The 25,682-nt window shown below is 50.7% G+C and carries 23 protein-coding genes; 15 read left to right on the forward strand and 8 right to left on the reverse strand.

Features of this window, described 5'->3' with window-relative positions; all coding sequences use genetic code 11:
• Positions 1-66: 66 nt before the first annotated feature.
• Positions 67-2,181: a bifunctional diguanylate cyclase/phosphodiesterase gene (locus GUC46_RS11265; protein WP_121571773.1), complete on the reverse strand. Its 2,115-nt coding sequence runs from the start codon at positions 2,179-2,181 to the stop codon at positions 67-69.
• Between the two features lie 411 nt (positions 2,182-2,592).
• On the opposite strand from GUC46_RS11265, the gene GUC46_RS11270 reads away from it, so the two are divergent.
• The 4 genes from GUC46_RS11270 (at position 2,593) to dbpA (ending at position 6,683) form a co-directional block, all read left to right on the forward strand.
• On the forward strand, positions 2,593-3,702 hold the full coding sequence (locus tag GUC46_RS11270) for a methyl-accepting chemotaxis protein (protein WP_016150306.1): 1,110 nt from the start codon (positions 2,593-2,595) through the stop codon (positions 3,700-3,702).
• A gap of 152 nt (positions 3,703-3,854) precedes the next feature.
• Complete coding sequence (zntB, locus tag GUC46_RS11275; RefSeq protein ID WP_003020379.1) at positions 3,855-4,838, forward strand: zinc transporter ZntB; 984 nt, start codon at positions 3,855-3,857, stop codon at positions 4,836-4,838.
• Between the two features lie 275 nt (positions 4,839-5,113).
• A complete protein-coding gene (locus tag GUC46_RS24200) occupies positions 5,114-5,281 on the forward strand; it encodes a hypothetical protein (protein ID WP_008322343.1) in 168 nt (55 codons plus the stop codon).
• A 28-nt stretch (positions 5,282-5,309) separates the two neighbouring features.
• Positions 5,310-6,683 carry an ATP-dependent RNA helicase DbpA gene (gene dbpA / locus GUC46_RS11280; protein ID WP_130714622.1) on the forward strand — a complete coding sequence of 458 codons (1,374 nt, stop codon included), beginning with the start codon at positions 5,310-5,312 and terminating at the stop codon, positions 6,681-6,683.
• Positions 6,684-6,776: 93 nt separating this feature from the next.
• Here dbpA and ttcA read toward each other — a convergent pair whose 3' ends face one another.
• The 5 genes from ttcA to nifJ all read right to left on the reverse strand — a co-directional run bounded on the left by ttcA (position 6,777) and on the right by nifJ (position 13,806).
• Positions 6,777-7,712, reverse strand: a complete 936-nt coding sequence (gene ttcA / locus GUC46_RS11285; RefSeq protein WP_003833209.1) for a tRNA 2-thiocytidine(32) synthetase TtcA — start codon at positions 7,710-7,712, stop codon at positions 6,777-6,779.
• Between the two features lie 198 nt (positions 7,713-7,910).
• Entirely contained in the window at positions 7,911-8,345 is a 435-nt protein-coding gene (uspF, locus tag GUC46_RS11290) for a universal stress protein UspF (protein WP_003020369.1), read from the reverse strand.
• Positions 8,346-8,426: 81 nt separating this feature from the next.
• Positions 8,427-8,639: a KTSC domain-containing protein gene (locus GUC46_RS11295; RefSeq protein WP_003020366.1), complete on the reverse strand. Its 213-nt coding sequence runs from the start codon at positions 8,637-8,639 to the stop codon at positions 8,427-8,429.
• A 145-nt stretch (positions 8,640-8,784) separates the two neighbouring features.
• A complete protein-coding gene (ompC, locus tag GUC46_RS11300; protein ID WP_160180192.1) occupies positions 8,785-9,915 on the reverse strand; it encodes a porin OmpC in 1,131 nt (376 codons plus the stop codon).
• A 366-nt stretch (positions 9,916-10,281) separates the two neighbouring features.
• On the reverse strand, positions 10,282-13,806 hold the full coding sequence (nifJ, locus tag GUC46_RS11305) for a pyruvate:ferredoxin (flavodoxin) oxidoreductase (RefSeq protein WP_044710855.1): 3,525 nt from the start codon (positions 13,804-13,806) through the stop codon (positions 10,282-10,284).
• 274 nt (positions 13,807-14,080) lie between these two features.
• On the opposite strand from nifJ, the gene GUC46_RS11310 reads away from it, so the two are divergent.
• Positions 14,081-14,347, forward strand: coding sequence for a DUF333 domain-containing protein (locus GUC46_RS11310; protein ID WP_003020360.1), 267 nt, complete (start codon positions 14,081-14,083; stop codon positions 14,345-14,347).
• Between the two features lie 13 nt (positions 14,348-14,360).
• On the opposite strand, the gene hslJ is transcribed toward GUC46_RS11310, so the two are convergent.
• Together hslJ and GUC46_RS11320 are read right to left on the reverse strand one after the other, a co-directional pair.
• The gene (gene hslJ / locus GUC46_RS11315) at positions 14,361-14,780 is read right to left on the reverse strand and encodes a heat shock protein HslJ (protein WP_160180194.1); all 420 of its coding nucleotides are present in this window, start codon (positions 14,778-14,780) and stop codon (positions 14,361-14,363) included.
• A 112-nt stretch (positions 14,781-14,892) separates the two neighbouring features.
• Positions 14,893-15,882, reverse strand: coding sequence for a 2-hydroxyacid dehydrogenase (locus GUC46_RS11320; protein WP_003020354.1), 990 nt, complete (start codon positions 15,880-15,882; stop codon positions 14,893-14,895).
• 615 nt (positions 15,883-16,497) lie between these two features.
• Between GUC46_RS11320 and GUC46_RS11330 the strand changes: the two genes are divergently transcribed.
• From GUC46_RS11330 to GUC46_RS11375, 10 genes are all read left to right on the forward strand, one after another.
• A complete protein-coding gene (locus GUC46_RS11330) occupies positions 16,498-19,137 on the forward strand; it encodes a YdbH family protein (protein ID WP_130714624.1) in 2,640 nt (879 codons plus the stop codon).
• Positions 19,134-19,325 carry a YnbE family lipoprotein gene (locus GUC46_RS11335; RefSeq protein ID WP_003020350.1) on the forward strand — a complete coding sequence of 64 codons (192 nt, stop codon included), beginning with the start codon at positions 19,134-19,136 and terminating at the stop codon, positions 19,323-19,325. The genes GUC46_RS11330 and GUC46_RS11335 overlap by 4 nt, the downstream gene beginning before the upstream one ends.
• Before the next feature lie 7 nt (positions 19,326-19,332).
• Positions 19,333-19,659 carry a YdbL family protein gene (locus GUC46_RS11340; protein WP_096890377.1) on the forward strand — a complete coding sequence of 109 codons (327 nt, stop codon included), beginning with the start codon at positions 19,333-19,335 and terminating at the stop codon, positions 19,657-19,659.
• 107 nt (positions 19,660-19,766) lie between these two features.
• Positions 19,767-20,372, forward strand: coding sequence for a CDP-alcohol phosphatidyltransferase family protein (locus GUC46_RS11345; protein WP_032935638.1), 606 nt, complete (start codon positions 19,767-19,769; stop codon positions 20,370-20,372).
• Complete coding sequence (locus tag GUC46_RS11350) at positions 20,369-21,286, forward strand: phosphatidate cytidylyltransferase (RefSeq protein WP_044710842.1); 918 nt, start codon at positions 20,369-20,371, stop codon at positions 21,284-21,286. The genes GUC46_RS11345 and GUC46_RS11350 overlap by 4 nt, the downstream gene beginning before the upstream one ends.
• 3 nt (positions 21,287-21,289) lie before the next feature.
• Positions 21,290-21,931 carry a 1-acyl-sn-glycerol-3-phosphate acyltransferase gene (locus GUC46_RS11355; protein ID WP_044710840.1) on the forward strand — a complete coding sequence of 214 codons (642 nt, stop codon included), beginning with the start codon at positions 21,290-21,292 and terminating at the stop codon, positions 21,929-21,931.
• On the forward strand, positions 21,924-23,684 hold the full coding sequence (locus GUC46_RS11360; RefSeq protein ID WP_130714625.1) for a bifunctional alpha/beta hydrolase/class I SAM-dependent methyltransferase: 1,761 nt from the start codon (positions 21,924-21,926) through the stop codon (positions 23,682-23,684). The genes GUC46_RS11355 and GUC46_RS11360 overlap by 8 nt, the downstream gene beginning before the upstream one ends.
• A complete protein-coding gene (locus GUC46_RS11365) occupies positions 23,674-24,978 on the forward strand; it encodes a phosphatase PAP2/dual specificity phosphatase family protein (RefSeq protein ID WP_032935646.1) in 1,305 nt (434 codons plus the stop codon). Before GUC46_RS11360 ends, GUC46_RS11365 begins: the two co-directional genes overlap by 11 nt.
• The gene (locus tag GUC46_RS11370; RefSeq protein WP_044710836.1) at positions 24,954-25,355 is read left to right on the forward strand and encodes a hypothetical protein; all 402 of its coding nucleotides are present in this window, start codon (positions 24,954-24,956) and stop codon (positions 25,353-25,355) included. The genes GUC46_RS11365 and GUC46_RS11370 overlap by 25 nt, the downstream gene beginning before the upstream one ends.
• Before the next feature lie 98 nt (positions 25,356-25,453).
• A complete protein-coding gene (locus GUC46_RS11375) occupies positions 25,454-25,645 on the forward strand; it encodes a hypothetical protein (protein ID WP_003020344.1) in 192 nt (63 codons plus the stop codon).
• Positions 25,646-25,682: the final 37 nt, after the last annotated feature.

The following is a 25,682-nucleotide window of genomic DNA, read 5'->3' on the forward strand; positions in this document are numbered from 1 at the left end:
GATAATCCCGTTATCTTTATCTGCTGTGTTGCCTGTTAAATGGCGAATATTTTTAGATATTACGTCTCACAATGTTATTGATTGTCGGTGAGACAAGGGGTGTACAACTGGCTTTTGCTTGATACTGTTTTCTTGTTGTATCAGTTCATGAATCTTATGTGCTGGCAGCGGTTTTGCAAACAAGAAACCTTGCAGCATGCTACACCCCATCTGAGTAAGGAGTATTTCCTGTTCCTGGGTTTCTATTCCTTCTGCCACCACACGCATATTCATGGAGTGAGCTATGTCAATAATGGTAGACACAATTTTTGTGTTTTTGCTGTTCTCGCTGATATCTTTGACAAATATCCTGTCAATTTTTAATTCGCGCGCCGGAAGAGACTTCAGCATCAATATATTTGAATAACCTGTACCGAAATCATCAATAGATACGGTGATCCCCAAAGCAGAAAAAGCATTCAGGACTTCCACACTGCGTTTCAAATTTTTAAGGGCGGTGCTTTCAGTGAGTTCCAGCGTGAGGCAAGCAGGTGACAGTTGATACTGCGCCAGGGCGTTACAAACAACATCAATAATATCATGCTGTTCAAACTGGGCGGGTGAGAGGTTAACGGCGAGCGTCCATTCTGCATTTCCCTGTAATTTCCATTGATGCAACTGCAGGCATGCCTGCTGGATAACCCATTTCCCAACGGGAATAATCAGGCCCGTATCTTCCAACGCAGAAAGAAATTCGGCTGGCAGCAGCATGCCGCGTTCCGGATGATGCCAGCGTAATAATGCTTCAAAACCGGTCAGGGAATGATCTCCAGCGGTATATTTAGGCTGATACCATAGCTCAAACTGGTTGCGTTCAAGCGCTTGCGACAATTCTTGTAAAAATGTCGGCGGTGTATCCGCGATAGCTTCCATTTCCGGATGATAAATAGCCCAGCCGTTTCTGCCCGCCTGTTTGACATGATACATCGCCATATCGGCCTTCACTTTTAGCTCATGCAGCGTTGAGCCATGCTCAGGGTAAATACTGCTCCCCGCACTTAACGAAACCCGAATGGTATGTCCGAACAAGGTAAAGGGTTCACCGATCACATCGGCAATCCGCGTCAGCAGGGCGGAGATATCCTGCTGGTTGCAGTCTGGAATCAGCAGGATAAATTCATCGCCCCCCAGTCTTGCCAGCGTCATTGAGTCATCAAGGCAAGTGAAGATTCGCTGTGTACTGGCTATCAGTAGCTGATCGCCAATGTGATGTCCCCAGGTATCGTTAACGACTTTAAAACGATCGAGGTCGATAAATACCAACGCGAAATGCTGCTGATGCAGTTTAGAATGCCGCAGGCAGGCCAGTAAGCAGGTGTCTATTTGCGTACGATTAGCGAGACCGGTCAGCGCGTCGAAGTGAACCTGATGCTCAAGCTGGCAGTTCAACTGATGCAGATTGTCAGCCAGTCGGGAGGTACGGAGTTGCGAATCCACCATCGAAACCACCAGCATGATCCCCAAAATAACAAGCGTGACGGCGCAGACCCAGATAGAAAGTTCCAGCGTGCTGAGACCATCGTGCGCAGTGTGTCCAAAATGGGTGAACGTAGCTGCTCCCATACCGGTGTAATGCATAGAGGCTATTGCCAGCGCCATAATAAAGGCAGCAATAAGCCGATTTATTAGCGCTCGACGGCTATTTTGGCGTAAGTGAAAGGCCAGCCACAAACCCACGCCAGACGCAGCGACGGCAATAATCACGGAGAGCAGGATCAGCGAGCGATCCCAGGTTATAGCCACATGTTCGATAACGGCATACATACCAACGTAGTGCATTGTAACAACACCGGCACTTAATATGCTGGTAGCAATGAGCAGGCGTTTTGTTGATAGCGTATTACCAGAAATGGCGATATTGATGGCGACTGTCGCAGAAATGAGCGCAATAAAGAACGAAAACGCGGTGAGGGATAAATGGTAATTTATTGGCATACTCATTTTCATGGCCAGCATACCGATAAAATGCATCGACCAGATCCCCATACCCAGCGTAGCGCCGCCAGAGAGTCGCCAGAAGGTAGATTCACGTCTGCTGGAAATTGCCACTTTGCCCGCACTGTCGAGGGCAATAAAGGAGGCAATAAACGCGACAATAAAGGAAATCCCAATCAATACAGGGTCCCACGACACGTGCAACATCTTACTACCTATCAAAAAAAAGACGTGATGATAAATTTAGCAGGTTTTGTCCAGTTAACCTGATAAAACCTGGGATGTTCTTGTGTTTTTACAATGACTATTAGAGGGAAGGGGCAAACATCGAAAATGATAGACCTTTACTTATACAAATATTCATAAGATTTATAATTCTGTGCATTTTATGCACACGACGTGCTTGTCATCACAATAATCTAACGACAAGCGCCAGCATTATCCTTTGCAGGATAAAGCACCTGGTTAATGTAAATAAATAGTGTTATTGTCTGTCTTAAGTGAAAGGATTGCAGACTCTCATTGAAAGTTCGTCTTTCGTCTCCGCGTTATGGAAATCTGCATTGCAGATGCTATAAAAAATAATATCCACGTTATTTCTTAGCGCACAGGACTAAAATGTTAAATGATATTAGCGTCAGAACCTTTATTATTTTATTTCTGCTCATTACGGCGGTCGCTCTCAATGTTTTTGAAATAATATTTTCCGCTCCCCCGGTAATTATCATTGGAACTAATTTGGTCAGTTTTACTTCTATATTATGTTTGTGGTGGTACATGACGAAATATTTAGTCGTGCCAATTAATACGGTTAAAAGAAGCATTGAGGAGGTAACCTCCGGGAATCTGGCGATTAGTATTCCAGAGTTTGGCAATAACTGTGCGGGAAGATTAATACCGGGCATTAATAGTTTATCAAGTAATATTTCAACACTCGTTAATGAGATCAGAACATCTTCGCAAACGGCGATGGCGCTCTCTGAACAGCTCGCGGAACGCAGCGCTGAGTTATCGGTAAAAACAGAGCAGCAATCCGGAGCATTAATGCAAACGGCTGCCAACATGGATGAAATAGCGGTCAGCACGCGTAACAATGCAGAGAATACGCAAATGGCGAGTGCTAAGGCCAATATTGCAACACTATCTGCCCGGCAGGGCGGTGATTTAATGGTGCAGGTCGCAACCAATATGCAGTCGATCACCGAGTGCGCCCAGCAGATGACAGAAATTATTACCCTGATAGATGGTATTGCATTCCAGACAAATATTCTGGCATTGAATGCCGCCGTAGAAGCGGCGAGAGCGGGAGAACATGGTAAAGGTTTTTCCGTGGTGGCCGGAGAGGTACGAATGCTCGCGCACCGTAGCGCAGATGCCGCTAAGAATATTAAACATCTGATTGCCCAAACTCATGAAAACGTTCAGCAAGGCGCGGCTATTGTGCGTGAAGCTGAAAAAAATATGCAGGATATTGTTGGTGGCGCCGGGCAATTAAACCAACTGATGGGCGAGATATTAACCACTACGCAGGAGCAGGAGAAAGGGATCATCAGTATTACTCATGCGCTCGCGGAACTGGAAAACGTTACCCAGAGTAACGCCATTATGGTGGATGAACTGTCTGACTCTTCGGATATTCTGAAAAATCAAGTGACTGACCTCCAGTCACGAACGCACAAGTTTCGTTTAAGTCACGCTTTTGAATCTGAGAGACGCCAGCGGGCTTAACAGGGTACCTCACAACAAGCGCCACCTTTGTCGGCGCTTTTTGTTATCAGATACTTTTATGAGTCATTTCAGCACAATGGGACAATGAGATATTGCTTAACATATTCTGACGGCTAGACTAACGAAAAAAGCTGAATGTTTGTGGAGGCGCTGTGGAAGCCATTAAGGGAACGGATGTTAATGTGCCGGATGCCGTGTTTGCCTGGCTGTTGGATGGGCGTGGTGGGGTGAAACCACTGGAAGATAACGATGTTATCGACACTCAGCATCCCTGCTGGCTGCATCTTAATTATACTCATCCTGAAAGTGCGCAATGGCTGGCGACAACGCCCTTACTCCCCAATAACGTGCGTGATGCGCTGGCGGGTGAAAGCACGCGCCCGCGTGTCAGCAGGGTAGGAGAAGGTACGTTAATTACGCTGCGCTGTATCAACGGCAGCACCGACGAGCGGCCTGACCAACTGGTAGCGATGCGTTTATATATGGATGAGCGTCTGATTGTCTCAACGCGTCAGCGCAAAGTGCTGGCACTGGATGACGTGGTCAGCGATCTCCAGGAAGGTACAGGGCCAGCTGATTGTGGCGGTTGGCTGGTGGATGTTTGTGATGCGCTGACCGATCATGCCAGCGAATTTATCGAACAGTTGCACGACAAAATTATCGATCTGGAAGATAACCTGCTCGATCAGCAGATCCCGCCGCGTGGCTTCCTGGCATTACTGCGTAAGCAGTTAATTGTGATGCGCCGTTATATGGCGCCACAGCGTGATGTCTATGCCCGCCTGGCGAGCGAACGGTTGTCCTGGATGACTGACGACCATCGGCGACGGATGCAGGATATCGCTGACAGGCTGGGGAGAGGGCTGGATGAAATCGATGCCTGTATTGCCAGGACCGGTATCATGGCGGATGAAATTGCGCAGGTGATGCAGGAGTCTCTGGCTCGTCGAACGTATACAATGTCATTGATGGCAATGGTTTTTCTTCCCAGCACATTCTTAACCGGGCTTTTCGGCGTTAACCTCGGCGGTATCCCCGGCGGTGGTTGGCAGTTCGGTTTCTCACTTTTTTGTATTCTGTTAGTGGTCCTGATTGGTGGTGTTACTTTATGGTTGCATCGTAGTAAATGGTTGTAACAACAACGTTTTTTAGTGACTTTTGCGCATGAAAACGTCCTGAATTTTGAGCGAGGTCAATAAACCATCTACCTATTCGGGGCAATATCTCTCTCGCAGGTGAATGCAACGTCAAGCGATGGGCGTTGCGCTCCATATTGTCTTACTTCCTTTTTTGAATTACTGCATAGCACAATTGATTCGTACGACGCCGGCTTAGATTAGTCGGCTTTTTTTTGCCTGCAGGAAATCAGCGTCTACCCTAAAAGAGTCAACCTGAATGACTGGAGGAGTATATGACCTGTCTGATTGCAACTGCGCACACGGATTCGCTCCCGACTGACCCGGTTCCCATTCCCGATCCCATTCCTCGTCCGCAGCCAATGCCGGATCCGCCGCCGGATGAAGAACCTATTAAATTGTCGCATCGTAGGCGCAGATCTGCGAGGATACGCGCCTGCTGAATGTGAGTTTTTACCGCGAGATTAAATTGTGACTGCTTTTTCAACCCTGAATGTTTTACCTGCTGCCCAACTCGAGAACCTTAACGAGCTGGGTTATCTTGAAATGACGCCTGTTCAGGCTGCCGCATTACCGGCAATCCTGGCGGGGAAAGATGTTCGCGTGCAGGCTAAAACCGGCAGTGGCAAAACGGCGGCCTTTGGTCTCGGGTTATTACAGCACATTGATGCTGCGCTGTTTCAGACGCAGTCACTGGTGCTGTGCCCAACCCGAGAGCTTGCCGACCAGGTGGCGGGTGAACTGCGTCGTTTAGCGCGCTTTCTGCCAAACACCAAGATCTTAACGCTGTGCGGTGGGCAGCCCTTTGGTGCACAGCGTGACTCTCTGCAGCATGCACCTCATATTATTGTCGCCACGCCGGGGCGTTTACTCGACCACCTGCAAAAAGGCACCGTTTCTCTGGAAGCCCTGAATACGCTGGTTATGGATGAAGCCGACCGCATGCTGGATATGGGCTTTAGCGATGCAATTGATGATGTCATTCGCTTTGCACCAGCTTCTCGCCAGACCTTGCTGTTTTCTGCGACCTGGCCGGAAGCCATTGCCGCTATCAGTGGCCGGGTGCAACAAAATCCATTAACCATTGAAATTGATACGGTCGATACGTTACCGGCGATTGAACAGCAGTTTTTCGAAACCTCCAGCCACGGAAAAATTCCGCTGCTGCAAAAATTGCTCAGCCAGCATCAGCCTGCTTCATGCGTCGTTTTTTGCAACACCAAAAAAGACTGTCAGGCCGTGTGTGACGCATTGAATGCGGCGGGGCAAAGCGCACTTTCACTGCATGGCGATCTTGAACAGCGCGATCGCGACCAGACGCTGGTGCGTTTTGCCAACGGCAGCGCACGCGTTCTGGTTGCCACCGATGTGGCCGCACGTGGCCTGGATATTAAATCACTCGAACTGGTAGTTAACTTCGAACTGGCGTGGGATCCGGAGGTTCATGTCCATCGTATCGGACGTACCGCGCGAGCCGGTAACAGCGGTCTGGCGATTAGTTTCTGTGCGCCGGAAGAAGCGCAGCGTGCCAATATTCTTTCTGAAATGCTGCAATTGAAGCTGAACTGGCTGCCAGCGCCAGCTAACGTGTCCATCCTGCCGCTGGAAGCAGAGATGGCGACGTTATGCATTGATGGTGGCAAAAAGGCTAAAATGCGTCCTGGTGATGTTCTGGGGGCTCTGACCGGTGATATTGGCCTGGATGGCGCCGATATCGGCAAAATTGCCGTTCATCCGGCACACGTCTATGTCGCCGTTCGCCAGAACATAGCGCACAAGGCGTGGAAACAATTGCAAAACGGTAAGATTAAAGGCAAGACTTGCCGAGTTCGTTTATTGAAATAAATACCCATTGGAGTGCCTGATGGTGCTCCGCTTACCAGGCCTACAACGGGTATATGCTCGTTGTAGGCCTGATAAGACGTTTACATAATCGACTTACTTCACTTCCACCACGTTCAGGCGTAACTCATCCAGTTGAGCATCATCTTCTTCTGGCTGCCAGCCCGCAGGCTGCAGCGGGATCTCTTCACGATCGAACGCTAAATCACCGCCGTCTACAACCTCTGAACCGTGCTTAATGCCTTTAAAATCGAACAGATTGATATCGCTCAGATGTGAAGGCACAACGTTCTGCATCGCACTGAACATGGTTTCAATCCGACCTGGATAGCGTTTGTCCCAGTCACGCAGCATGTCAGCAATGACCTGACGCTGCAGGTTAGGCTGTGAGCCGCACAGATTGCACGGAATAATCGGGAAACCTTTCGCTTCGGAGAAGCGCTCGATATCTTTCTCACGGCAGTAAGCCAGCGGGCGGATCACGATGTGCTTACCGTCATCACTCATCAGCTTCGGCGGCATACCTTTCATTTTTCCGCCGTAGAACATGTTTAAAAACAGCGTTTGCAGGATGTCGTCGCGATGGTGGCCGAGCGCAATCTTGGTGGCACCTAACTCGGTTGCCGTACGGTACAGAATGCCGCGACGCAGGCGAGAGCAGAGCGAGCAGGTCGTTTTGCCTTCAGGGATTTTGTCTTTGACGATCCCGTAAGTGTTTTCTTCGACAATCTTGTACTCAACGCCCAGCTGTTCCAGATACTCCGGCAGAATGTGCTCTGGGAAGCCAGGTTGTTTTTGATCGAGGTTAACCGCAACCAAGGAAAAACTGATCGGGGCGCTTTGCTGCAAATTACGCAGGATCTCCAGCATGGTATAGCTGTCTTTCCCGCCGGAAAGACACACCATAATGCGATCGCCGTCTTCGATCATATTGAAGTCGGCAATGGCTTCGCCCACGTTACGACGCAGACGTTTTTGCAATTTGTTCAGGTTGTATTGTTCTTTCTTGCTAATATCTTGATTTTGCGACATTTAATAGAGGCTCAATTCATAGTGTGGCATCAGAAGAGTATGCATCACGCCGGATAGTCCGGCAAAAGAAGTCTGATATAAAAACTGTGGCGTGTATGGTACGGATAAGCGGGAAAAATGTCAGCACATTTAGGACAGGAATCGTGGGGTATAAGTGGTAGAAACAAAAAGCCCGCAGCGATGTGCGGGCCTGAAAGCTTAGCGGACTACCAGTACCGAACACTCCGCATGACGCACTACTGCTGCGGCGTTAGAGCCCAGCAGGTAGGTGGTGATGTCAGGTCGGTGTGAGGCAATAATGACCATATCAGCCGGTAATTTTTTGGCGATCTCCAGAATCTTATCTTTCGGCGCACCTTCTGCGACATGAATGTGCACTCTGTCCGTTGGGATATTGAACTTCTTGATAATCTCTTCCAGTTGAGATTTTGCTTCGGCTTTCAGATCGTCCATGGCCGGTAACTCTGCCGAGTAGGCCAGTCCCAGAGAAGCGTAATAGGGCAGTGACGGAATTACGGTCAGAAAATGGACCTGCGCATCGTCAATTTTGGCCTCTGCTTCAACATGGGCAATAACGCGTTGAGTTAATTCTGAGTCTGAAATATCGATGGGTACAAGAATCGTTCTGTTCATAAAACCTCCTGTTTAAGTATCCACCTAAAGCTTACCGCGTAATGGCACTTTATGTACAATGACAAAGATCACATTTTGGCATCACTTTATTTTGATTTCAGGAAACTTGCCTTTTATTACGCCGTCGTAAAATCGACCTTTCGAGACCACGCTCAGGAAATCACGAAAAATACGGGCAGGGACAGGCTGATATTGCAGGGTAGCCAATTGGTGAAAGCGAATTTCCAGCGTGTGAGAGGATTCGTCATAGCCGACGGATGCAATACGGGATGATTTTACAGGATGATGATTCATTGCAGGTATCCTCTACTACAGGTCTTAATGCAAGATATCATCTATCAGAGAGATGTTTTAACGCAACAGATATAATGTTTTGATCTGGATAAAACAGAATTGTTAGAACATAAAGAGAGCCCGCTGTTGCCAGCGGGCTGACGGATTAGAACTGGTAAACCAGACCTAATGCAACTACGTCATCAGTAGAGATGTTGTTACGAGTGTAGAAGCTGTCGTCTTCGTCCAGCAGGTTGATTTTGTAATCAACATAGGTGGACATGTTTTTGTTGAAGTAGTAGGTAGCGCCGATATCAGCATATTTAACCAGGTCTTTGTCACCGTCGGTAGCGTTCAGGTCTTTACCTTTAGACATCAGGAAAGACACAGCCGGACGCAGACCGAAGTCGAACTGGTACTGTGCAGTGACTTCGAAGTTCTGGGTTTTGTTGGCTACGCCGCTGTCGCCGTACGGAGTCATGTTACGGGTTTCGGAGTACATGGTTGCCAGATAGATGTTGTTGGCATCGTATTTCAGGCCGGTAGTCCATGCGTCAGCGGTATCACCGCCAGCAACGTTGCCGCCAGCTTTACCTGCGTTAACCTGCTCGTTAGTACGGTCAGAAGTAGAGTATGCCGCACCGAAGCTCACGCCCATACCCAGATCGTAGGTAGAGGAGATACCGAAGCCGTCGCCGTTAGAGTTCTGAACGTTACGGTCGCCGCCGTTACCGTTACCGGTACCTTCCTGCTCATCACCCGCTTGTTCGTTTGCGCCCTGATACTGCAGTGCAAAGTTCAGACCGTTTACCAGACCGAAGAAATCGGTGTTACGGTAAGTTGCTACGCCGTTAGCACGGCCGGTCATAAAGTTATCAGCATAGGTGTAGGAGTCACCGCCGAACTCAGGCAGCATATCGGTCCAGCCTTCTACGTCGTACAGTACGCCGTAGTTACGGCCGTAGTCGAATGAGCCGTAGTCGCCGAATTTCAGACCGGCAAAGGCCAGACGAGTGAAATTATTGTTGCGGTTGCCTTCAGTGGTGTTGGCATTGACCTGATATTCCCACTGACCGTAACCGGTGAGCATATCGTTGATCTGAGTTTCACCTTTGAAGCCGCCACGAACATAAGTCTGATCGCCATCTTTGTTTGCATCATCAGAGAAATAACGCAGGCCGTCTACTTTACCGTAGAGATCTAATTTGTTGCCGTCTTTATCATAAACTTCAGCCGCGTGAGCAGCGCCTGCAGCCAGCAGGGCAGGAATTACGAGAGCCAGTACTTTTCTGTTCATTGAAATAATCCTTTAGTTTTTTTATTAACCTGTGACTACCCATGTAGGGAGTAAAAGCATGCTAAAGGAGAAGTTCCGTAAAGAGATAAATATGAATTGTTACGCCTTAAGTAAAACCTTAAATAAATAATTCTACGGAAATGATGATAATTGCGATGAATGTGTTGCGTGAAAATATATAAAATAAAAATTATACAATTGAATTTTGTTGGGCTATTCTGCGCGTGTTATATGCCTTTATTGTCACGTTTTATTTTTCGTTGGTATATTGATGGTAATTATTAATTAGCCAGCGAATAAATTGACAAGCCCGAACAACTGTTCGGGCTTTTTTTTTGGTTCCAGGCAAATATTGAGATAAATGTATTACTCGGCACCGCTCTTTTCTGCTTTACCTGCCAGTTGGGCCAGGAAGTCGTAGCGTTTTTGCAGATCGGCGGCGGCGTCTTTCCACAGCTGCTCAGCAACTTCTGGCTGTTGGGCATTCAGGCGGCGGAAGCGCTGCTCGTTAAGCAATGTTTCGGCCAGCGCGTCTGACGGTGGGCGAGAGTCCAGCGCCAGCGGCAATTTACCTTCATCTGCACGACGCGGATCAAAGCGGTACAGCGGCCAGAATCCGGTCGCCGTCAGCTGGCGCATCTGATCGTGGCTTAGCGCGAGATCGTAACCGTGCTCCTCACATGGGCTATAGGCGATAATCAGCGACGGACCCGGATAGGCTTCTGCTTCCTGAATCGCTTTCACCGTCTGGTTCAACTGTGCGCCCAGAGAGATCTGTGCAACATACACGTGCCCGTACATCATCATACTGACGCCAAGATCTTTACGCGCCTTGCGCTTGCCGTGTTCGCCAAATTTGGTGACAGCCCCGAGCGGTGTGGCTTTCGACGCTTGTCCACCCGTGTTGGAGTAACATTGAGTATCCAGCACCAGAATATTGACGTTCTCGGTCAGACTCAGGACGTGATCCAGACCGCCAAAACCAATATCGTAAGCCCAGCCGTCGCCGCCAATCAGCCAGATGGATTTCTCGACCAACGCGTCGGCATCGGTTAACAGCTGCTGTGCGCCTTCGACATCTTTCAGGTGCTGGCGCAGCGCGGCAACTTGTTCACGGCGTACTTCTGGCGTCGCTTCAGCGTGCAGGGCGTCATTCAGTTCAGCCGGAATGTTATCGGCAAACTGTTCCAATAAACGCATAACGCGCACACGGTGCTGATCTACCGTCAGACGGAAGCCCAGACCGAACTCGGCGTTATCCTCAAACAGTGAGTTTGCCCACGCGGGCCCACGACCGTTAGCGTCGGTGGTATACGGCGTTGAGGGCAGGTTACCGCCATAAATCGATGAACAGCCGGTCGCATTGGCGATCAGCATGCGGTCGCCGTACAGTTGCGTAAGCAGCTTGATATACGGCGTTTCACCACAGCCCGAGCAGGCGCCGGAATATTCAAACAGCGGCGTTATCAACTGTGAGGTACGAATATCAATGCGTTCCAGTTTAGTGCGGTCTATTTCCGGCAGATTGAGGAAGAAGTCGTAGTTAACTTTTTCTTCTTCAACATGCTCAAGGCGCGACATCATATTGATGGCCTTGATCTCCGGATTCTGCCTGTCTTTCGCCGGGCACACTTCGACGCACAGATTACAACCGGTGCAATCCTCAGGCGCAACCTGCAGGACATATTTCTGACCGCGCATATCGCGTGATTTCACATCCAGAGAATGCAGGCTGGCAGGGGCGTTTTCCATCGCTTCTGGTGAAACCACTTTGGCGCGGATTGCCGAGTGCGGGCAAGCGGCAACGCAGTGGTTACACTGGGTACACAGCTCTTCCTTCCAGATGGGGATCTCTTCGGCGATATTGCGTTTTTCCCAACGCGTGGTGCCCATTGGCCAGGTGCCGTCTGGCGGCAGCGCGGATACGGGAAGAGCATCACCCAGACCGGCGAGCATTGCCGCGGTAACGGTTTTCACGAAATCCGGCGCGGCATCAGAAACCACCGGTGGGCGGTTAGCGCTGTGCGGGTCAACTGGCTGGAGTGCCACTTCGGCGACGGATTCACGCGCCAGAGCCAGCGCCTGCCAGTTACGTTCAACCAGATCCTGACCTTTACTGCTATAGCTTTTCGCAATCGCACCCTGCAATTCAACCAACGCGCTGTCGCCGGGTAAGATTTGCGTCAAATGGAAGAATGCCATTTGCATAACGGTGTTAATACGCGCTGCCAGACCGCATTCGCGAGCGATTTTGGCCGCATTAATCACGTAGAAACGGGCCTTCTTCTGATTCAGTACTGCCTGAACTTCCTGCGGCAAACGCGCCCAGACTTCATCCACGTTGTAAGGAGTATTAAGCAGGAAGATCCCGCCTGGTTTCAGGCGCTCGGCCATCTGATACTTATCGATAAATTGCAGTTGGTGACAGCCAACAAAATCGGCTTGTGAAACCAGATACGCTGATCGAATAGGCTGCTCGCTGACGCGCAGGTGAGAAACCGTCAGACCGCCTGCTTTTTTCGAGTCATACACGAAATAACCCTGCGCATACCACGGCGTCGAGTTACCGATAATCTTGATATTATTTTTGGTGGCCGACACGCTGCCGTCACTGCCCAGACCGTAGAACAGCGCTTCGAGCTTCGCGGTACCGGGCAGGGTGCTTTCCGGTAGCGGTAGTGACAGGTTGGTGACATCATCATAGATACCAACCGTAAAGCGAGGTTTCGGCTTCGCGCTACTCAGCTCAGTAAAGACCGCCATGACGCAGTCCGGGCCAAACTCTTTGGAAGAAAGGCCATAACGCCCGCCAATTACGCGTGGTAGGGTTTCCCGCTCGCCGCAGTTAAAGGCTTCCGCCAGCGCGGTCATTACATCCAGATACAGCGGTTCTGCCTGGGCACCCGGCTCTTTAGTGCGATCCAGAACGGCGATGCTGCGTACGGTTTCCGGCAGGGCGCGCAGTAAATGTTTGGCAGAGAATGGGCGGAACAGCCGAACTTTCAGGACGCCAACTTTCTCTCCACGAGCAAGTAACTCTTCGACGACTTCTTCGCAGGTACCAATTGCAGAACCCATCAAGATAATGACACGTTCCGCCTGTGGATGACCGTAATACTCAAAGGGTTGATACTGGCGGCCCGTCGCCGCGGCGAAGTCGTTCATCGCCTGTTCGACGTTTTCGTAAACCGCGTTGTACCAGGGGTTTGTCGCTTCACGCGACTGGAAGTAGGTATCCGGGTTCGCAGATGTCCCGCGAATAACGGGATGTTCAGGGTTCAGCGCGCGGGCACGATGCGCATCAATTTCAGCTTGCGGCATCAGGCTGAGGATCGTGTCATCGGCCAGCGGCACAATTTTATTGATTTCATGCGATGTGCGGAAACCATCAAAGAAATGAATAAACGGAACCCGACTTTTCAGAGTGGCCATTTGTGAAATGAGCGCAAAGTCCTGTGCTTCCTGCACGCTGCTGGCACACAGCATCGCGCACCCTGTCTGGCGCACTGCCATTACGTCGGAATGGTCACCGAAGATAGACAGCGCATGAGTAGCAATGGTACGCGCGGCAACGTGCAGCACAAATGGCGTCAACTGACCGGCCAGTTTGTACAGCGTTGGGATCATCAGCAACAGACCCTGCGATGAGGTAAACGACGTAGAGAGCGCACCGGTCTGCAATGCACCGTGAACGGTCGCGATTGCGCCGCCTTCTGACTGCATTTCTACGACGCGAGGGGTATCTCCCCAGACGTTTTTAAGCCCGTTTCCGGCCCAGGCATCTGCCTGTTCCGCCATCGTCGAACTGGGCGTAATCGGGTAGATGGCGATAACTTCGCTGGTACGAAATGCGACTGAAGCAACCGCACCATTACCGTCAATTGTGATCATACTGACACCCTTACATTGCGCAAAAAGAGGGACTCGCGTAACTGCGGCGAATCCTGTAGTTATCTTTCTATTTTAGCAAAAGCGCTAAAGACAGATTTTCGCTTTTGTGTCCTGGGAATAATCAGAATGAATGGTTTGATCAAAGGAGTAGCCAAAAAATTGCCAGAAAATGTAAACAGCACGCATAAATGCGCATTTTGCCTCTCGACGGCAGTGTTTCCGCTGCCTATTATTTATGGCTGTGTCGTTTGGTTAATATTCAGAGGGGAGTAAGATGCGCGCAGCGTTTTGGGTAGGGTGTGCCGCGTTATTATTATCGGCGTGCAGCAGTGAACCTGTTCAGCAGGCAACAGCCGCTCATGTCGCACCGGGGATGAAGGCCGCAATGTCCAGTTCTGGAGAGGCAAATTGCGCCATGATTGGAGGTTCGCTCTCCGTGGCACGCCAACTGGATGGTTCTGCCATCGGCATGTGTGCATTACCTAACGGCAAACGCTGTAGTGAGCAGTCGCTTGCCGCCGGAAGCTGTGGGAATTATTGAGCCACTGCTTTTACTACATTAAATCTGCCAGTTTAAACGTCAACGTTTGTTCTGCCGTAGCCAGTGTTAACAGGTCAGCAGTCAGATCAACTTGTGCGCCTTGCTTAAACATCTCGCTGACGATGCCGTCGAGCGCGTTAAGCTGTGGATCGGCGCACATCATGCGCGTCATTGCCATGTCTTTCACTTTTAATTCACCGTCGGACAGCTTGCCCTGACCATGGAACTGATTACACATTTTTCCCGACACCGTCATATTTTCACCGAAACTTAATTCAGGTGGGTTATTGGCGACGGTTACCGGCTTGCCATTGACGCTCTGCAAAACGAAGCGGTGATGCTGCAACTGTTCGCGATTGACGGACACTTTTCCATTGCTCACACAGCCAGCCATCAGCATGCTGAGCGCAATCAACGTGACAACTTTCTTCATTCTATTTCTCTGGGTTTGTGACGGGAATACATTCAATATAATAATGATACTGAGTGTTTTATCATCGGTGATTGTCTGAAAATGCTCCCCTGAATCCAGGGGAGCACGGAAATCAGAAGAGGGCGTTTGGACAGGTTTCGCCTTTGGAGATTTGTGCCAGATTCTGTAGCGTAGTCTCAGAAATGCTGGTTAACGCTTCGGCGGTCAGGAACGCCTGATGCCCGGTAAACAGCACGTTATGACAGGCCGACAGGCGACGGAACACATCATCCTGAATCACGTCATTGGATTTATCTTCAAAGAACAGATCGCGTTCGTTTTCATACACGTCCATACCCAGAGAACCAATTTTCTGGTTTTTCAGCGCATCAATAGCGGCTTGCGAGTCGATCAATGCACCACGACTGGTGTTAATAACCATCACGCCGTTTTTCATTTGCTCAAAGGCTTCATGATTGAGCAGATGATAATTCTCCGGTGTTAACGGGCAGTGCAGAGAGATGACATCGGACTCGGCAAATAGCGTTTTAAGATCGACATATTCAACGCCTAACTCCAGCGCAGCAGCGCTTGGGTAGGGATCAAACGCCAGCAGGCGCATACCAAAACCTTTCAGGATCCGCAGGGCCGCAATACCGATTTTACCGGTACCGATCACCCCAGCCGTTTTGCCATACATGGTAAAGCCGGTCAGCCCTTCAAGAGAGAAGTTGGCATCACGGGTACGCTGATAAGCGCGGTGAATGCGGCGATTCAGCGTCATCATCATGCCAATCGCATGCTCAGCGACGGCTTCCGGTGAATAGGCTGGCACACGTACGACCTGCATACCCAGCTCTTTTGCAGCGTCGAGATCGACGTTGTTGAACCCGGCGCAACGTAGCGCGATATATTTCACGCCATGCTTTTTCAGCTCTTCCAGAACAGGGCGGCTACCATCGTCGTTGACGAAAATGCACACGGCTTCGCAGCCATGGGCGGTTTTGGCTGTTTTTTCCGTCAACAGAAAGTCAAAGAATTCAAGTTCAAAACCAAAAGCCTCGTTAACCTGCTGCAGATACTTCTTGTCGTACTGTTTTGTACTATAGATGGCGAGTTTCATAAGACTTTCTCCAGTGATTTTGACGTCACATTAATCCAATTCAAATTATTTTACAAAATATAAAAAGTTATTGATAGTCATAGACGTAATGAATAATTCCAACGTATATCTGGTTAGTGTGGGCAGATTACGCGTTTTCAACAACTGGAGAATTTTCATCCAGCTCATGCCGGTAAAGACAACGTGGTTAAAAAGCCAGCCGAATCACATCCTGACAGCTACGCTTATACAGGTAGCAAATATCGGGAGGAGTCATGCTAACTCACTCTGAAGCAAAACGATGGGCCACCTTAATGCTGAAGGCGGCATTATGCGATGGTATGAAACCTGATGAGATTTCCCGGCAGGTACATCTGGTCTGCGATCATCATGGTAGGGAGTGCCTCGAAGAACTCATTGAAGAAATTCTGATAGAAGCTGGTCGTATAGGACCTAAACATAGCGATGGACAACTGAGGCCCCATTGAGTCTGAATCTTAATATCCCCGACGGCACGTGTAACAGCGTGCCTATAAAACGGTTATCTATCCTTAATGTGGGCATATCCAGTTAAACATGCCACAATACAGGCCTAAACCGGCTTAAATTTTTGCTAAATCAGGATATTAACTACCCATGAAGGGTAAATATAAAGCCGTTCTGGCACTCCTCTTATTATTGATTCTCGTGCCGCTGACGCTAGTGATGACGCTTGGCCTGTGGGTGCCTACGTTGGTGGGTATCTGGTTACCCGTTGGAACACGCATCGCGCTGGACGAGAGCCCGCGGCTGACACGGCATGGGTTACATATACCTGAACTCCGCTATCTGGTTGAAGATTGTCCGCTAGCGCGTATTACTCAGGCGGATCTGTCTCACCCCAGCCGCTGGTTGCTGAATGTCGGGACCATCGAGCTGGACTCAGCTTGCCTGGCCAAATTGCCACAGACAGAGCCGTCGCCAGTAGCGCCCAAAACGCTGGCTGAATGGCAGTCAATGCTGCCTAATACCTGGATTAACATCGACAAACTTATTCTCTCTCCATGGCAGGAATGGCAGGGAAAACTGTCACTCTCGCTTACACCCTCTACTCAACAGCTGCGTTACCAGGGGGACAAAGTTAAATTCCAGGGGCGTTTGCACGGGCAAAACCTCACAGTAACTGAGCTGGATGTTGCGGCATTTGAAGGCCAGCCGCCGGTAAGACTGGTCGGTGAATTTACTATGCCACTGGTGCCCGATGGACTGCCGGTAAGCGGTCATGCGGTTGCGACGTTAAGTTTGCCGCAAGAACCTACGCTTGTGGACGCCGAACTGGAGTGGCAACAAAACAGCGGACAACTGATCGTCATGGCGCGGGATAATGCCGATCCGCTGCTTGACCTTCCGTGGGAAATAACACGCCAGCAACTGACCATCAGCGACGGACGCTGGAACTGGCCTTATCAGGGATTCCCGTTAAGTGGCCGGCTGGGCATGAAAGTTGAAAACTGGCAGGCAGGACTGGAAAACGCGGTGGTGAGTGGGCGTCTGAACGTTCTGACGCATGGCGACGCCGGTAAAGGAAATGCCGTATTAACGCTGGGGCCGGGTAAGCTTGGCATGGATAGTAGCGAGATGCCGCTACAGTTGACCGGTGAAGCGAAACAGGGCGATCTGATCTTCTACGCGAAATTACCCGCGAGACTCACCGGAAGTCTGAACGATCCGCAATTGGCTTTCGAGCCAGGGGCGCTGCTGCGCTCACGTGGGCGGGTGATTGATTCGCTGGATATTGACGAGATTCGCTGGCCGCTGGCAGGGGTAAAAGTCACGCAACGCGGTGTGGATGGGCGTCTGCAGGCTATTTTACGTGCGCATGAAAACCAGATGGGGGGCTTTGAACTGCATCTGGATGGCCTGGCAAATGATTTTCTTCCTGATGCTGGTCGTTGGCAGTGGCGATATTGGGGTGAAGGCAGCTTTACGCCGATGCATGCCCGTTGGGACGTAGCGGGTAAGGGGGAATGGCATGACAACACCCTGAAGCTATTTGATCTTTCCACCGGATTTGATCATCTGCAATACGGCACGATGAAGGTGGAAAACCCACGTCTGGTGATGGACGAACCGATAGTCTGGGTGCGGGATGCAACCAAACCGACATTTAGCGGCGCGCTGTCGCTGGACGCAGGGAACACCACCTTCACCGGGGGAAGCGTGTTACCACCATCGACGCTGAAGTTCAGCGTCGATGGTAGCGATCCGACAATCTTCCAGTTCAAAGGCCAGCTTCACGCTGGGGCGATTGGGCCCGTACAGTTGAATGGTCGTTGGGACGGTATCCGCCTGCGCGGACAGGCCTGGTGGCCAAAACAATCGCTCACCGTATTCCAACCGCTGATCCCACCTGACTGGAAAATGAAGCTACGAGAAGGTGAGCTGTATGCGCAGGTCGCGTTTTCGGCAGCCCCGGAGCAGGGCTTTGAAGCGGGCGGTCATGGAGTGTTAAAAGGCGGTAGCGCCTGGATGCCCGATAACCAAATCAACGGTGTCGATTTTGTATTGCCTTTCCGGTTTAGTGAAGGTGCATGGCAACTGGGTACGCGTGGACCTATTTCATTGCGTATTGCGGAAGTGGTGAATCAGGTGACAGTGAAAAATATCGCCGCCGATCTGCAGGGGGCGTACCCCTGGAGTGAAAACAACCCGTTATTGTTGAGCGATGTCAGTGCTGATCTGCTGGGGGGTAAAATCATCATGCAGCAACTGCGGATGCCGCAGCACGATCCGGCCTTATTGCGAGTGCAGAATATCTCTTCCAGCGAGCTTATCAGTGCGGTTAACCCCAAACAGTTCGCCATGTCTGGCCCGGTCAGTGGCGCGTTGCCATTATGGCTGGATAATGAAAAATGGATCATTAAAGACGGCTGGTTGACTAATCCAGGGCCGATGACGTTGCGTATTGATAAGGATACCGCTGATGCGGTCGTCAAAGATAACATGGCGGCGGGGGCGGCCATTAACTGGCTGCGTTATATGGAAATAAGCCATTCGTGGACGAAAATAAATCTGGATAACCTCGGTGTCTTAACCATGCAGTCAACCGTGACTGGCAATAGTCGGGTGGATGGCAAAGTAGGTACAGTTAATTTGAATTATACCCACGAGGAAAACGTCTTTACGCTATGGCGCAGCTTGCGTTTTGGCGACAATTTACAGGCATGGCTTGAACAAAATGCAGCGCTGCCGGAAACCCATTGCCCGGAAGGCAAGGAATGTGAGGAACAACAATGAAAACGATAGCTGCCATGCTGGGTCTGCTGGCTTCATCTCTGCTGGTAGGGTGCACTCCCAGAATCGAAGTGGCTGCGCCAAAAGAGCCCATCACTATTAATATGAACGTCAAAATCGAGCATGAGATCCATATCAAAGTTGATAAAGACGTCGAAAGCTTATTGAAATCGCGCAGCGATTTGTTCTGAGGTCATGATGAGAAAACAGTTTGCAGTGGCGCTGGTCGTTCTGAGTTTACTCAGTAGCAATGCGTGGGCATTGACCCTGAATGAAGCCAGAACTCAGGGTCGAGTAGGAGAAACGCTCAATGGCTATCTGGTTGCATTGCAAACCGATGCCGAAACGCAGGCACTGGTGAGTGAGATTAATAAAGCGCGCAACGCCAGCTATCAGCAACTGGCAGAGAGCAATAATATTCCGCCAGATGAAGTAGCAAAAATGGCCGGGCAAAAGCTGGTTGCTCGCGCTAAACCGGGTGAATACGTTCAGGGTATAAATGGTAAGTGGTTGAAAAAACAATAGCGTATTTTTATTAACTCAATTTATTCAGTTACTCCCATAAAAAGTAATAGGCGGCAACGGTTAATTAATCCACTATATTTAAATCAACAAATTATCAAGGAGTGATGATGACGCTTTATCAGATAAAGCCCGCCTTTCAGGCGCTTTTGCGACCTGTCATGTTCTGGTTACATAAAAAAGGCGTCACGGCGAATCACGTTACCCTTACCGCGATGGCGCTTTCTTTTGTGACCGGTGCCGTGCTGGTTATTTTCCCCCAACCTGAGTGTTTTGTTCTTCTGCCCATCGTGTTGTTTATACGGATGGCGCTCAATGCGCTGGACGGCATGCTGGCGCGGGAATGCAACCAACAATCGCGACTTGGGGCCATTCTCAATGAAAGCGGAGACATTCTTTCCGACATTGCGCTTTACCTGCCGTTTATGCTGCTCCCCGACAGTAACGTATTACTGGTTATGATGATGCTGTTCTGTGCGGTGATGACGGAGTTTTGCGGCGTCCTGGCACAAACGATTAATGGCGTCCGCAGCTATGCCGGACCGCTGGGTAAAAGCGACAGAGCGTTGGTATTTGGCGCGTGGGGTTTGGCACTGGCGCTGTGGCCACAGGTTGTGCAGTGGAACAATGTGCTTTGGGGTATTGCTACGCTCTTACTGCTATGGACGGTAATTAATCGCTGTAAAAGTGCATTGCGTAACGAGGTCGTGAAATGATGCTGTTAGAGAAGTCACTCGCGGTCATTTTTGCGCTGCTGTTGATTGCAACGGTGGTGAATGGATTACTGGTGTGGCGACGACCAGGCAAAGACTGGCGGGAACTGACGTTACGTATTCGCACTTGGTGGGTAATCATCGTCTTGTTTTCTTTGGCTATTTTAAGTCCACACTGGCTAGCGTTAACCTTTTTTGCGTTAGTGAGTTTTATGGCGCTAAAGGAGTTTTTGACGCTGGCACCGTCGCGTCAAACCGATCGCATGCCGCTGCTGTGGATGTTCATTGCTATTCCGATTAACTACTGGCTGATTGGCATCAACTGGTACGGCATGTTTGTCGTCTTTATCCCGGTCTATGCATTCTTATTCTTACCGGTTCGTATGGTGATTGCGGGTGATACGCAGGGCTTCTTACGTTTTGTCTCGCAGCATCACTGGAGCCTGATGACCACCGTATTTGCGTTCAGCCATGTCGCATTTTTGCTGGTGCTACCTGATGATGGCAAACAAACTGGCGCATTACTGGTGCTCTTCCTGGTGGGGTTAACGGAATTCAACGATATTGCGCAGTACCTGTGGGGCAAATCGATTGGGCGTATCAAGGTTATGCCTAAGGTCAGCCCTAACAAGACGCTGGCGGGACTGGTCGGCGGCGTGGCAACGACTACGCTGATGGCGGCGGTGCTTGGGCCAGTCATGACGCCATTAAACTTACCGTTGTCGCTGCTGGCAGGTTTTATTATCGGCCTCAGCGGTTTTTGTGGCGATGTGGTGATGTCGGCAATAAAACGTGATATCGGCGTGAAGGATAGCGGAACACTGCTGCCAGGCCATGGTGGCATTCTTGATCGACTGGATTCTCTGATCTTCACCGCTCCTGTTTTTTTCCATTTCATCCGCTACTTTTGCTACTAACTTATGATGAGCTCAATTCTGCGAACGCTGTTTACGCTTTGCATTGTCTGGCCAGTGATATGGCTGTGGCTTGGGTTGCGTATCAGGCATCGGGAGCGTCTACCCACTCGTGGCCCGGCGATTATTGTCGCCAATCACAACAGCCATATGGACGTGTTTGCACTCCTTTCGCTCTTTCCGCTGCGCCGCCAGGCGTCTATTCATCCTGTGGCTGCTGCTGATTATTTCCTGCGTAATAAGGTGATGGCCTGGTTTGCGCTGAATATACTCAACATTATTCCCATTTCGCGTAAGGGCGGAGAAACCAATCCACTGGCGCAGTGTGAACAGGCATTACGCGACGGCAAGATCCTGATCCTCTTCCCGGAAGGCACGCGCGGCGAGCCGGGAAAACTGTCACCACTTAAATCTGGGTTATGGCATCTGAGCCAGCGAGTGTCGGACGTGCCGATTATTCCCGTCTGGCTACGTGGGACGGAACACGTAATGGCGAAAGGGAATCGTATACCGCTGCCGTTGTTTATTGACGTCAATATTGGCAGATCATTGCGTTTTCATGATGATAAACACCGCTTCATGGACGAACTCAGGCAGCAGTTGTTGCTGCTACAGCAACAAACCACAGGAATGCAGCCACATGAATAATACACGAGTGCCAGACGAGCGACATTTTTTGACCAGCGATAACGCCGTGCTGTTTTATCGTCACTGGCCTGCGCCTGCGCCGGGCATGACACCCAAAGTGATTGTTCTGTTCCATCGTGGACACGAACATTCCGGGCGGCTGCAGCATATTGTGGACGAACTGGCGATGCCGGACACCGTATTCTATGCCTGGGATGCACGTGGTCACGGACACTCGCCGGGCCAGCGTGGTTATAGCCCCTCGCTGGCGCGCTCGGTGCAGGATGTTGAAGAATTCGTACGTTTCGCCGCAGCAGACAGCCAGGCCGCAATGGAAGATGTGGTCGTCGTAGCCCAAAGCGTAGGCGCGGTACTGGCTGCAACCTGGGCACATGACTATGCGCCTGATATTCGTGGACTGGTGCTGGCGTCACCGGCTTTCAAAGTGAAATTGTATGTGCCGTTTGCCCGCCAGGGGTTAACGTTACTGCACCGGCTGCGTGGCCTGTTCTTCGTTAATTCTTATGTTAAAGGCAAATACCTGACGCACGATGTTGATCGCGTGGCCAGCTTTAACCTTGATACTCAGATCACCCGGGCCATTGCGGTAAACATCCTGTTGGATCTCTACAAAACGGCAGAGCGAATTGTCAGCGATGCCGCTGCCATTACGTTACCTGTACAGTTGCTGGTGTCCGCGGATGATTTCGTTGTGCATCGCCAGCCGCAGATTGATTTTTATCAACGTCTGAGAAACCCACTTAAAGAATTGCACGTGCTGCCGGGTTTTTACCACGACACGCTGGGCGAAAAAGATCGGCACCTGGCGTTCGATAAAATGCGCGATTTTATTACGACGCTCTATGCTACGCCGGCACAGCGTTTTGATTACAGTAACGAAGACCGCTGGAGCCCGGGAGCGGATACCTGGCGGATGCTCAATGGCGGACCTGAGCCGTATTCTCTTGAAGATCTAGCGTACCGCGGTTTGCGCTATGGCATGAAGCTTCTGGGGACGCAATCTATGGGCGTACGTCTGGGATTTGACACCGGTTTTGATTCCGGTAGTACGCTGGATTATGTCTATCGCAACCAGCCTCAGGGCAGCAGTGCGTTGGGGCGTTTAATTGACAAAAACTACCTGAACAATGTCGGCTGGCAGGGGATCCGCCAGCGTAAGGTTCATTTGCAGAGGCTGACTAGCCAGGCAGTCGCACAGTTGGCGGAGCAGGGCGCGCCAGTGCATGTGGTGGATATTGCTGCCGGACATGGACGCTATGTACTCGATGCGCTGGAAAGAGAACCTGCGGTAAGTTCAATTTTATTGCGCGATTACAGTGAGCTGAACGTGAATAAAGGTCGCGAAATGATCGCCAGCAGAGGCATGACTGACATTGCGCACTTTGAACAAGGTGATGCCTTCAACCGCGAACAATTGGCAGCGCTGGAACCTCGTCCCACATTAGGGATTGTCTCCGGTTTATACGAGTTGTTTCCTGAAAACACGCTGGTCAAAAACTCTTTGGCCGGGCTGGCTGAGGCGATAGCGCCGGGGGGCGTGTTGATCTATACCGGGCAGCCCTGGCATCCACAGCTAAAAACGATCGCCTGGTCGCTGACCAGCCATAAAGACGGTAAAGCGTGGGTGATGCGTGTGCGTACGCAGGGGGAAATGGATGCGCTGGTTCGTGACGCGGGTTTTGAAAAGCGTACGCAACTGATTGATGAGTGGGGGATTTTCACCGTTTCCATGGCGGTGCGTCGTGCTTCCTGAGCAGCGTAAAGTCATGGTGCAGGCAGTCGGTTGGTTACTGCTGCTGGCGCCCTTTTTTTTCCTTACGTATGGCAAGGTAAATCAGTTTACCGCCTGGCAAGACGCGCAATATCAGAACGTTGGAAGTATCGTTTTTAACTGGGAGTCGGCCATTCCTTTTATTCCATGGACCATTCTTCCTTACTGGAGTCTGGATCTGTTTTACGGATTATCCCTGTTTATTTGCACCACGCGTTTCGAGCAGCGTCGACTGGTGCTCCGGCTGGTACTGGCATCGGTGATTGCTTGCGGTGGTTTTTTACTGTTTCCGTTGCAGTTTAGCTTTACGCGTCCCGAAGTGACGGGGGCGGCGGGTTGGCTGTTTGCACAACTGGAGCAGTTCGATCTGCCATATAACCAGTCGCCATCACTGCATATTATTCTCTGCTGGCTGTTGTGGCGGCATTTCAGTCGCTATCTGTCAGGCGGTTGGCGCAGACTCTGTGATAGCTGGTTTTTGCTGATCGCTATATCCGTTCTTACCACCTGGCAACATCATTTTATCGATATTATTACCGGACTGGCGGCAGGAATGTTGATTGACTGGATGGTACCGGAACGACGCCGCTGGCGCTGGTGTAAACCGGATGCAGCGCGCGTGAGGTTGCTGCGGCGATACCTGATGGGGGCGGTAGTATGTTTCATTGCCGCAGTGTTGCTGACGCCATGGTTGTTATGGCCTGCGCTGGCGTTATTGATCGCCGGGTGCGGCTACGCTGGATTCGGTGCGGCAACGACGGCGAAAGATTCGCAGGGCCGACTCCCTCCTGCTGTTTACTGGCTGTCATTGCCATGGCGAGCAGGAATGTGGCTGTCGATGCGTTGGTTTACCCGCCGTTTGCCTGCGGTAAGTTCGGTGGTACCCGGAGTGTATCTCGGTAGTTTTCCGCGCCAGGAGCCAGCACAACATGCGGTACTGGACGTGACCTTTGAGTTTCCTCGTGGACGGGCGACGGCCTCACGAACGTATCACTGCGTACCAATGCTGGATTTAGTGATCCCGAATGAAGCTGAACTTCAGCAGGCGGTGAGCAGTCTGGAGACCCTGCGTGAGACGCAGGGTACGGTGCTGGTGCATTGTGCTTTAGGACTATCGCGTAGTGCGATGGTGATTGCGGCGTGGCTGTTACGCCATGGCCATGCAACCACGGTAGAGCAGGCCGTGGCACAGATCCGTGCGTGTCGACCGCAGGTGGTGCTGACTGATAAACATCTGGAGATGCTGCAACAATGGCAACGGAAAGTGACAACGTAACAGAAGATGAGATGCTTCGGCATGGTTTGCTGCGGCACACGCTGGCAAGCTGGCGCTTCATCCTGCTTTTTTCCCTCGCTCCGATGGTGTGGGTGCTCTTTGCCGCACCGCCAGGTATCCTGCGTGCCATTATCGCGCTGCTGTGCGCCATTGTCTGGTTTGGCTGTTGGCGATTATGGCTCGACGAGCGCTATTTTTCGCTGATCACTGCACATAACAATGTGCAGGCAGGCGATGCGCTGTGCTTTATCTGGCGTCGTGAGCGACTGAAAACGTTAACGCTGGCCGACCGGCAGTCAGGCGCATTGCAACAGTGTCGGTACACGCTTCGTTTGGTTATTGTTCTGTGGGCTGTCTGGCTGGTACTGCTTGTGTAGTATCCATCTAAATTACTCATCGACATCGCAATAGTTGCCACACGGCATAAAATGGATGCTGATATAGTCCAACACCGGTCGCGTTGTGGGGTGAAATCATGTGGCTTCTCAAGTGGTATGTCTGGAATCGTTGGGTATTCAAACTGTTAAGCCGGGATGTCGCGGAGCCTGAACAATTTTTGCTTCATTGCTGGGAAGAGAATCTGGCGAAATGCAGGGATTATGCAACCATCTGGCGTGATATTAATCGCATTCACGGCAAACAGATACGGGTACAGGTAAAGAAGTAAGTGCCGGAGAAACCCTCTCACCGGACGGTGAGAGGGG

The sequence above is a fragment of the Citrobacter sp. LUTT5 genome (assembly GCF_009905315.1).
Classification (GTDB): Bacteria; Pseudomonadota; Gammaproteobacteria; order Enterobacterales; family Enterobacteriaceae; genus Citrobacter; species Citrobacter freundii.

Coding starts and splice junctions, on each gene's coding strand:
- ttcA (WP_003833209.1), bottom strand. CDS start 7,712: ATGTCGCAAAATCAAGATATTAGCAAGAAAGAACAATACAACCTGAAC.
- GUC46_RS11375 (WP_003020344.1), top strand. CDS start 25,454: ATGTGGCTTCTCAAGTGGTATGTCTGGAATCGTTGGGTATTCAAACTG.
- GUC46_RS11335 (WP_003020350.1), top strand. CDS start 19,134: ATGAAAACGATAGCTGCCATGCTGGGTCTGCTGGCTTCATCTCTGCTG.
- GUC46_RS11310 (WP_003020360.1), top strand. CDS start 14,081: ATGCGCGCAGCGTTTTGGGTAGGGTGTGCCGCGTTATTATTATCGGCG.
- hslJ (WP_160180194.1), bottom strand. CDS start 14,780: ATGAAGAAAGTTGTCACGTTGATTGCGCTCAGCATGCTGATGGCTGGC.
- GUC46_RS11355 (WP_044710840.1), top strand. CDS start 21,290: ATGATGAGCTCAATTCTGCGAACGCTGTTTACGCTTTGCATTGTCTGG.
- GUC46_RS11370 (WP_044710836.1), top strand. CDS start 24,954: ATGGCAACGGAAAGTGACAACGTAACAGAAGATGAGATGCTTCGGCAT.
- ompC (WP_160180192.1), bottom strand. CDS start 9,915: ATGAACAGAAAAGTACTGGCTCTCGTAATTCCTGCCCTGCTGGCTGCA.
- GUC46_RS11270 (WP_016150306.1), top strand. CDS start 2,593: ATGTTAAATGATATTAGCGTCAGAACCTTTATTATTTTATTTCTGCTC.
- GUC46_RS11330 (WP_130714624.1), top strand. CDS start 16,498: ATGAAGGGTAAATATAAAGCCGTTCTGGCACTCCTCTTATTATTGATT.
- uspF (WP_003020369.1), bottom strand. CDS start 8,345: ATGAACAGAACGATTCTTGTACCCATCGATATTTCAGACTCAGAATTA.
- GUC46_RS11295 (WP_003020366.1), bottom strand. CDS start 8,639: ATGAATCATCATCCTGTAAAATCATCCCGTATTGCATCCGTCGGCTAT.
- GUC46_RS11265 (WP_121571773.1), bottom strand. CDS start 2,181: ATGTTGCACGTGTCGTGGGACCCTGTATTGATTGGGATTTCCTTTATT.
- GUC46_RS11340 (WP_096890377.1), top strand. CDS start 19,333: ATGAGAAAACAGTTTGCAGTGGCGCTGGTCGTTCTGAGTTTACTCAGT.
- GUC46_RS11360 (WP_130714625.1), top strand. CDS start 21,924: ATGAATAATACACGAGTGCCAGACGAGCGACATTTTTTGACCAGCGAT.
- nifJ (WP_044710855.1), bottom strand. CDS start 13,806: ATGATCACAATTGACGGTAATGGTGCGGTTGCTTCAGTCGCATTTCGT.
- GUC46_RS11345 (WP_032935638.1), top strand. CDS start 19,767: ATGACGCTTTATCAGATAAAGCCCGCCTTTCAGGCGCTTTTGCGACCT.
- GUC46_RS11350 (WP_044710842.1), top strand. CDS start 20,369: ATGATGCTGTTAGAGAAGTCACTCGCGGTCATTTTTGCGCTGCTGTTG.
- GUC46_RS11320 (WP_003020354.1), bottom strand. CDS start 15,882: ATGAAACTCGCCATCTATAGTACAAAACAGTACGACAAGAAGTATCTG.
- GUC46_RS24200 (WP_008322343.1), top strand. CDS start 5,114: ATGACCTGTCTGATTGCAACTGCGCACACGGATTCGCTCCCGACTGAC.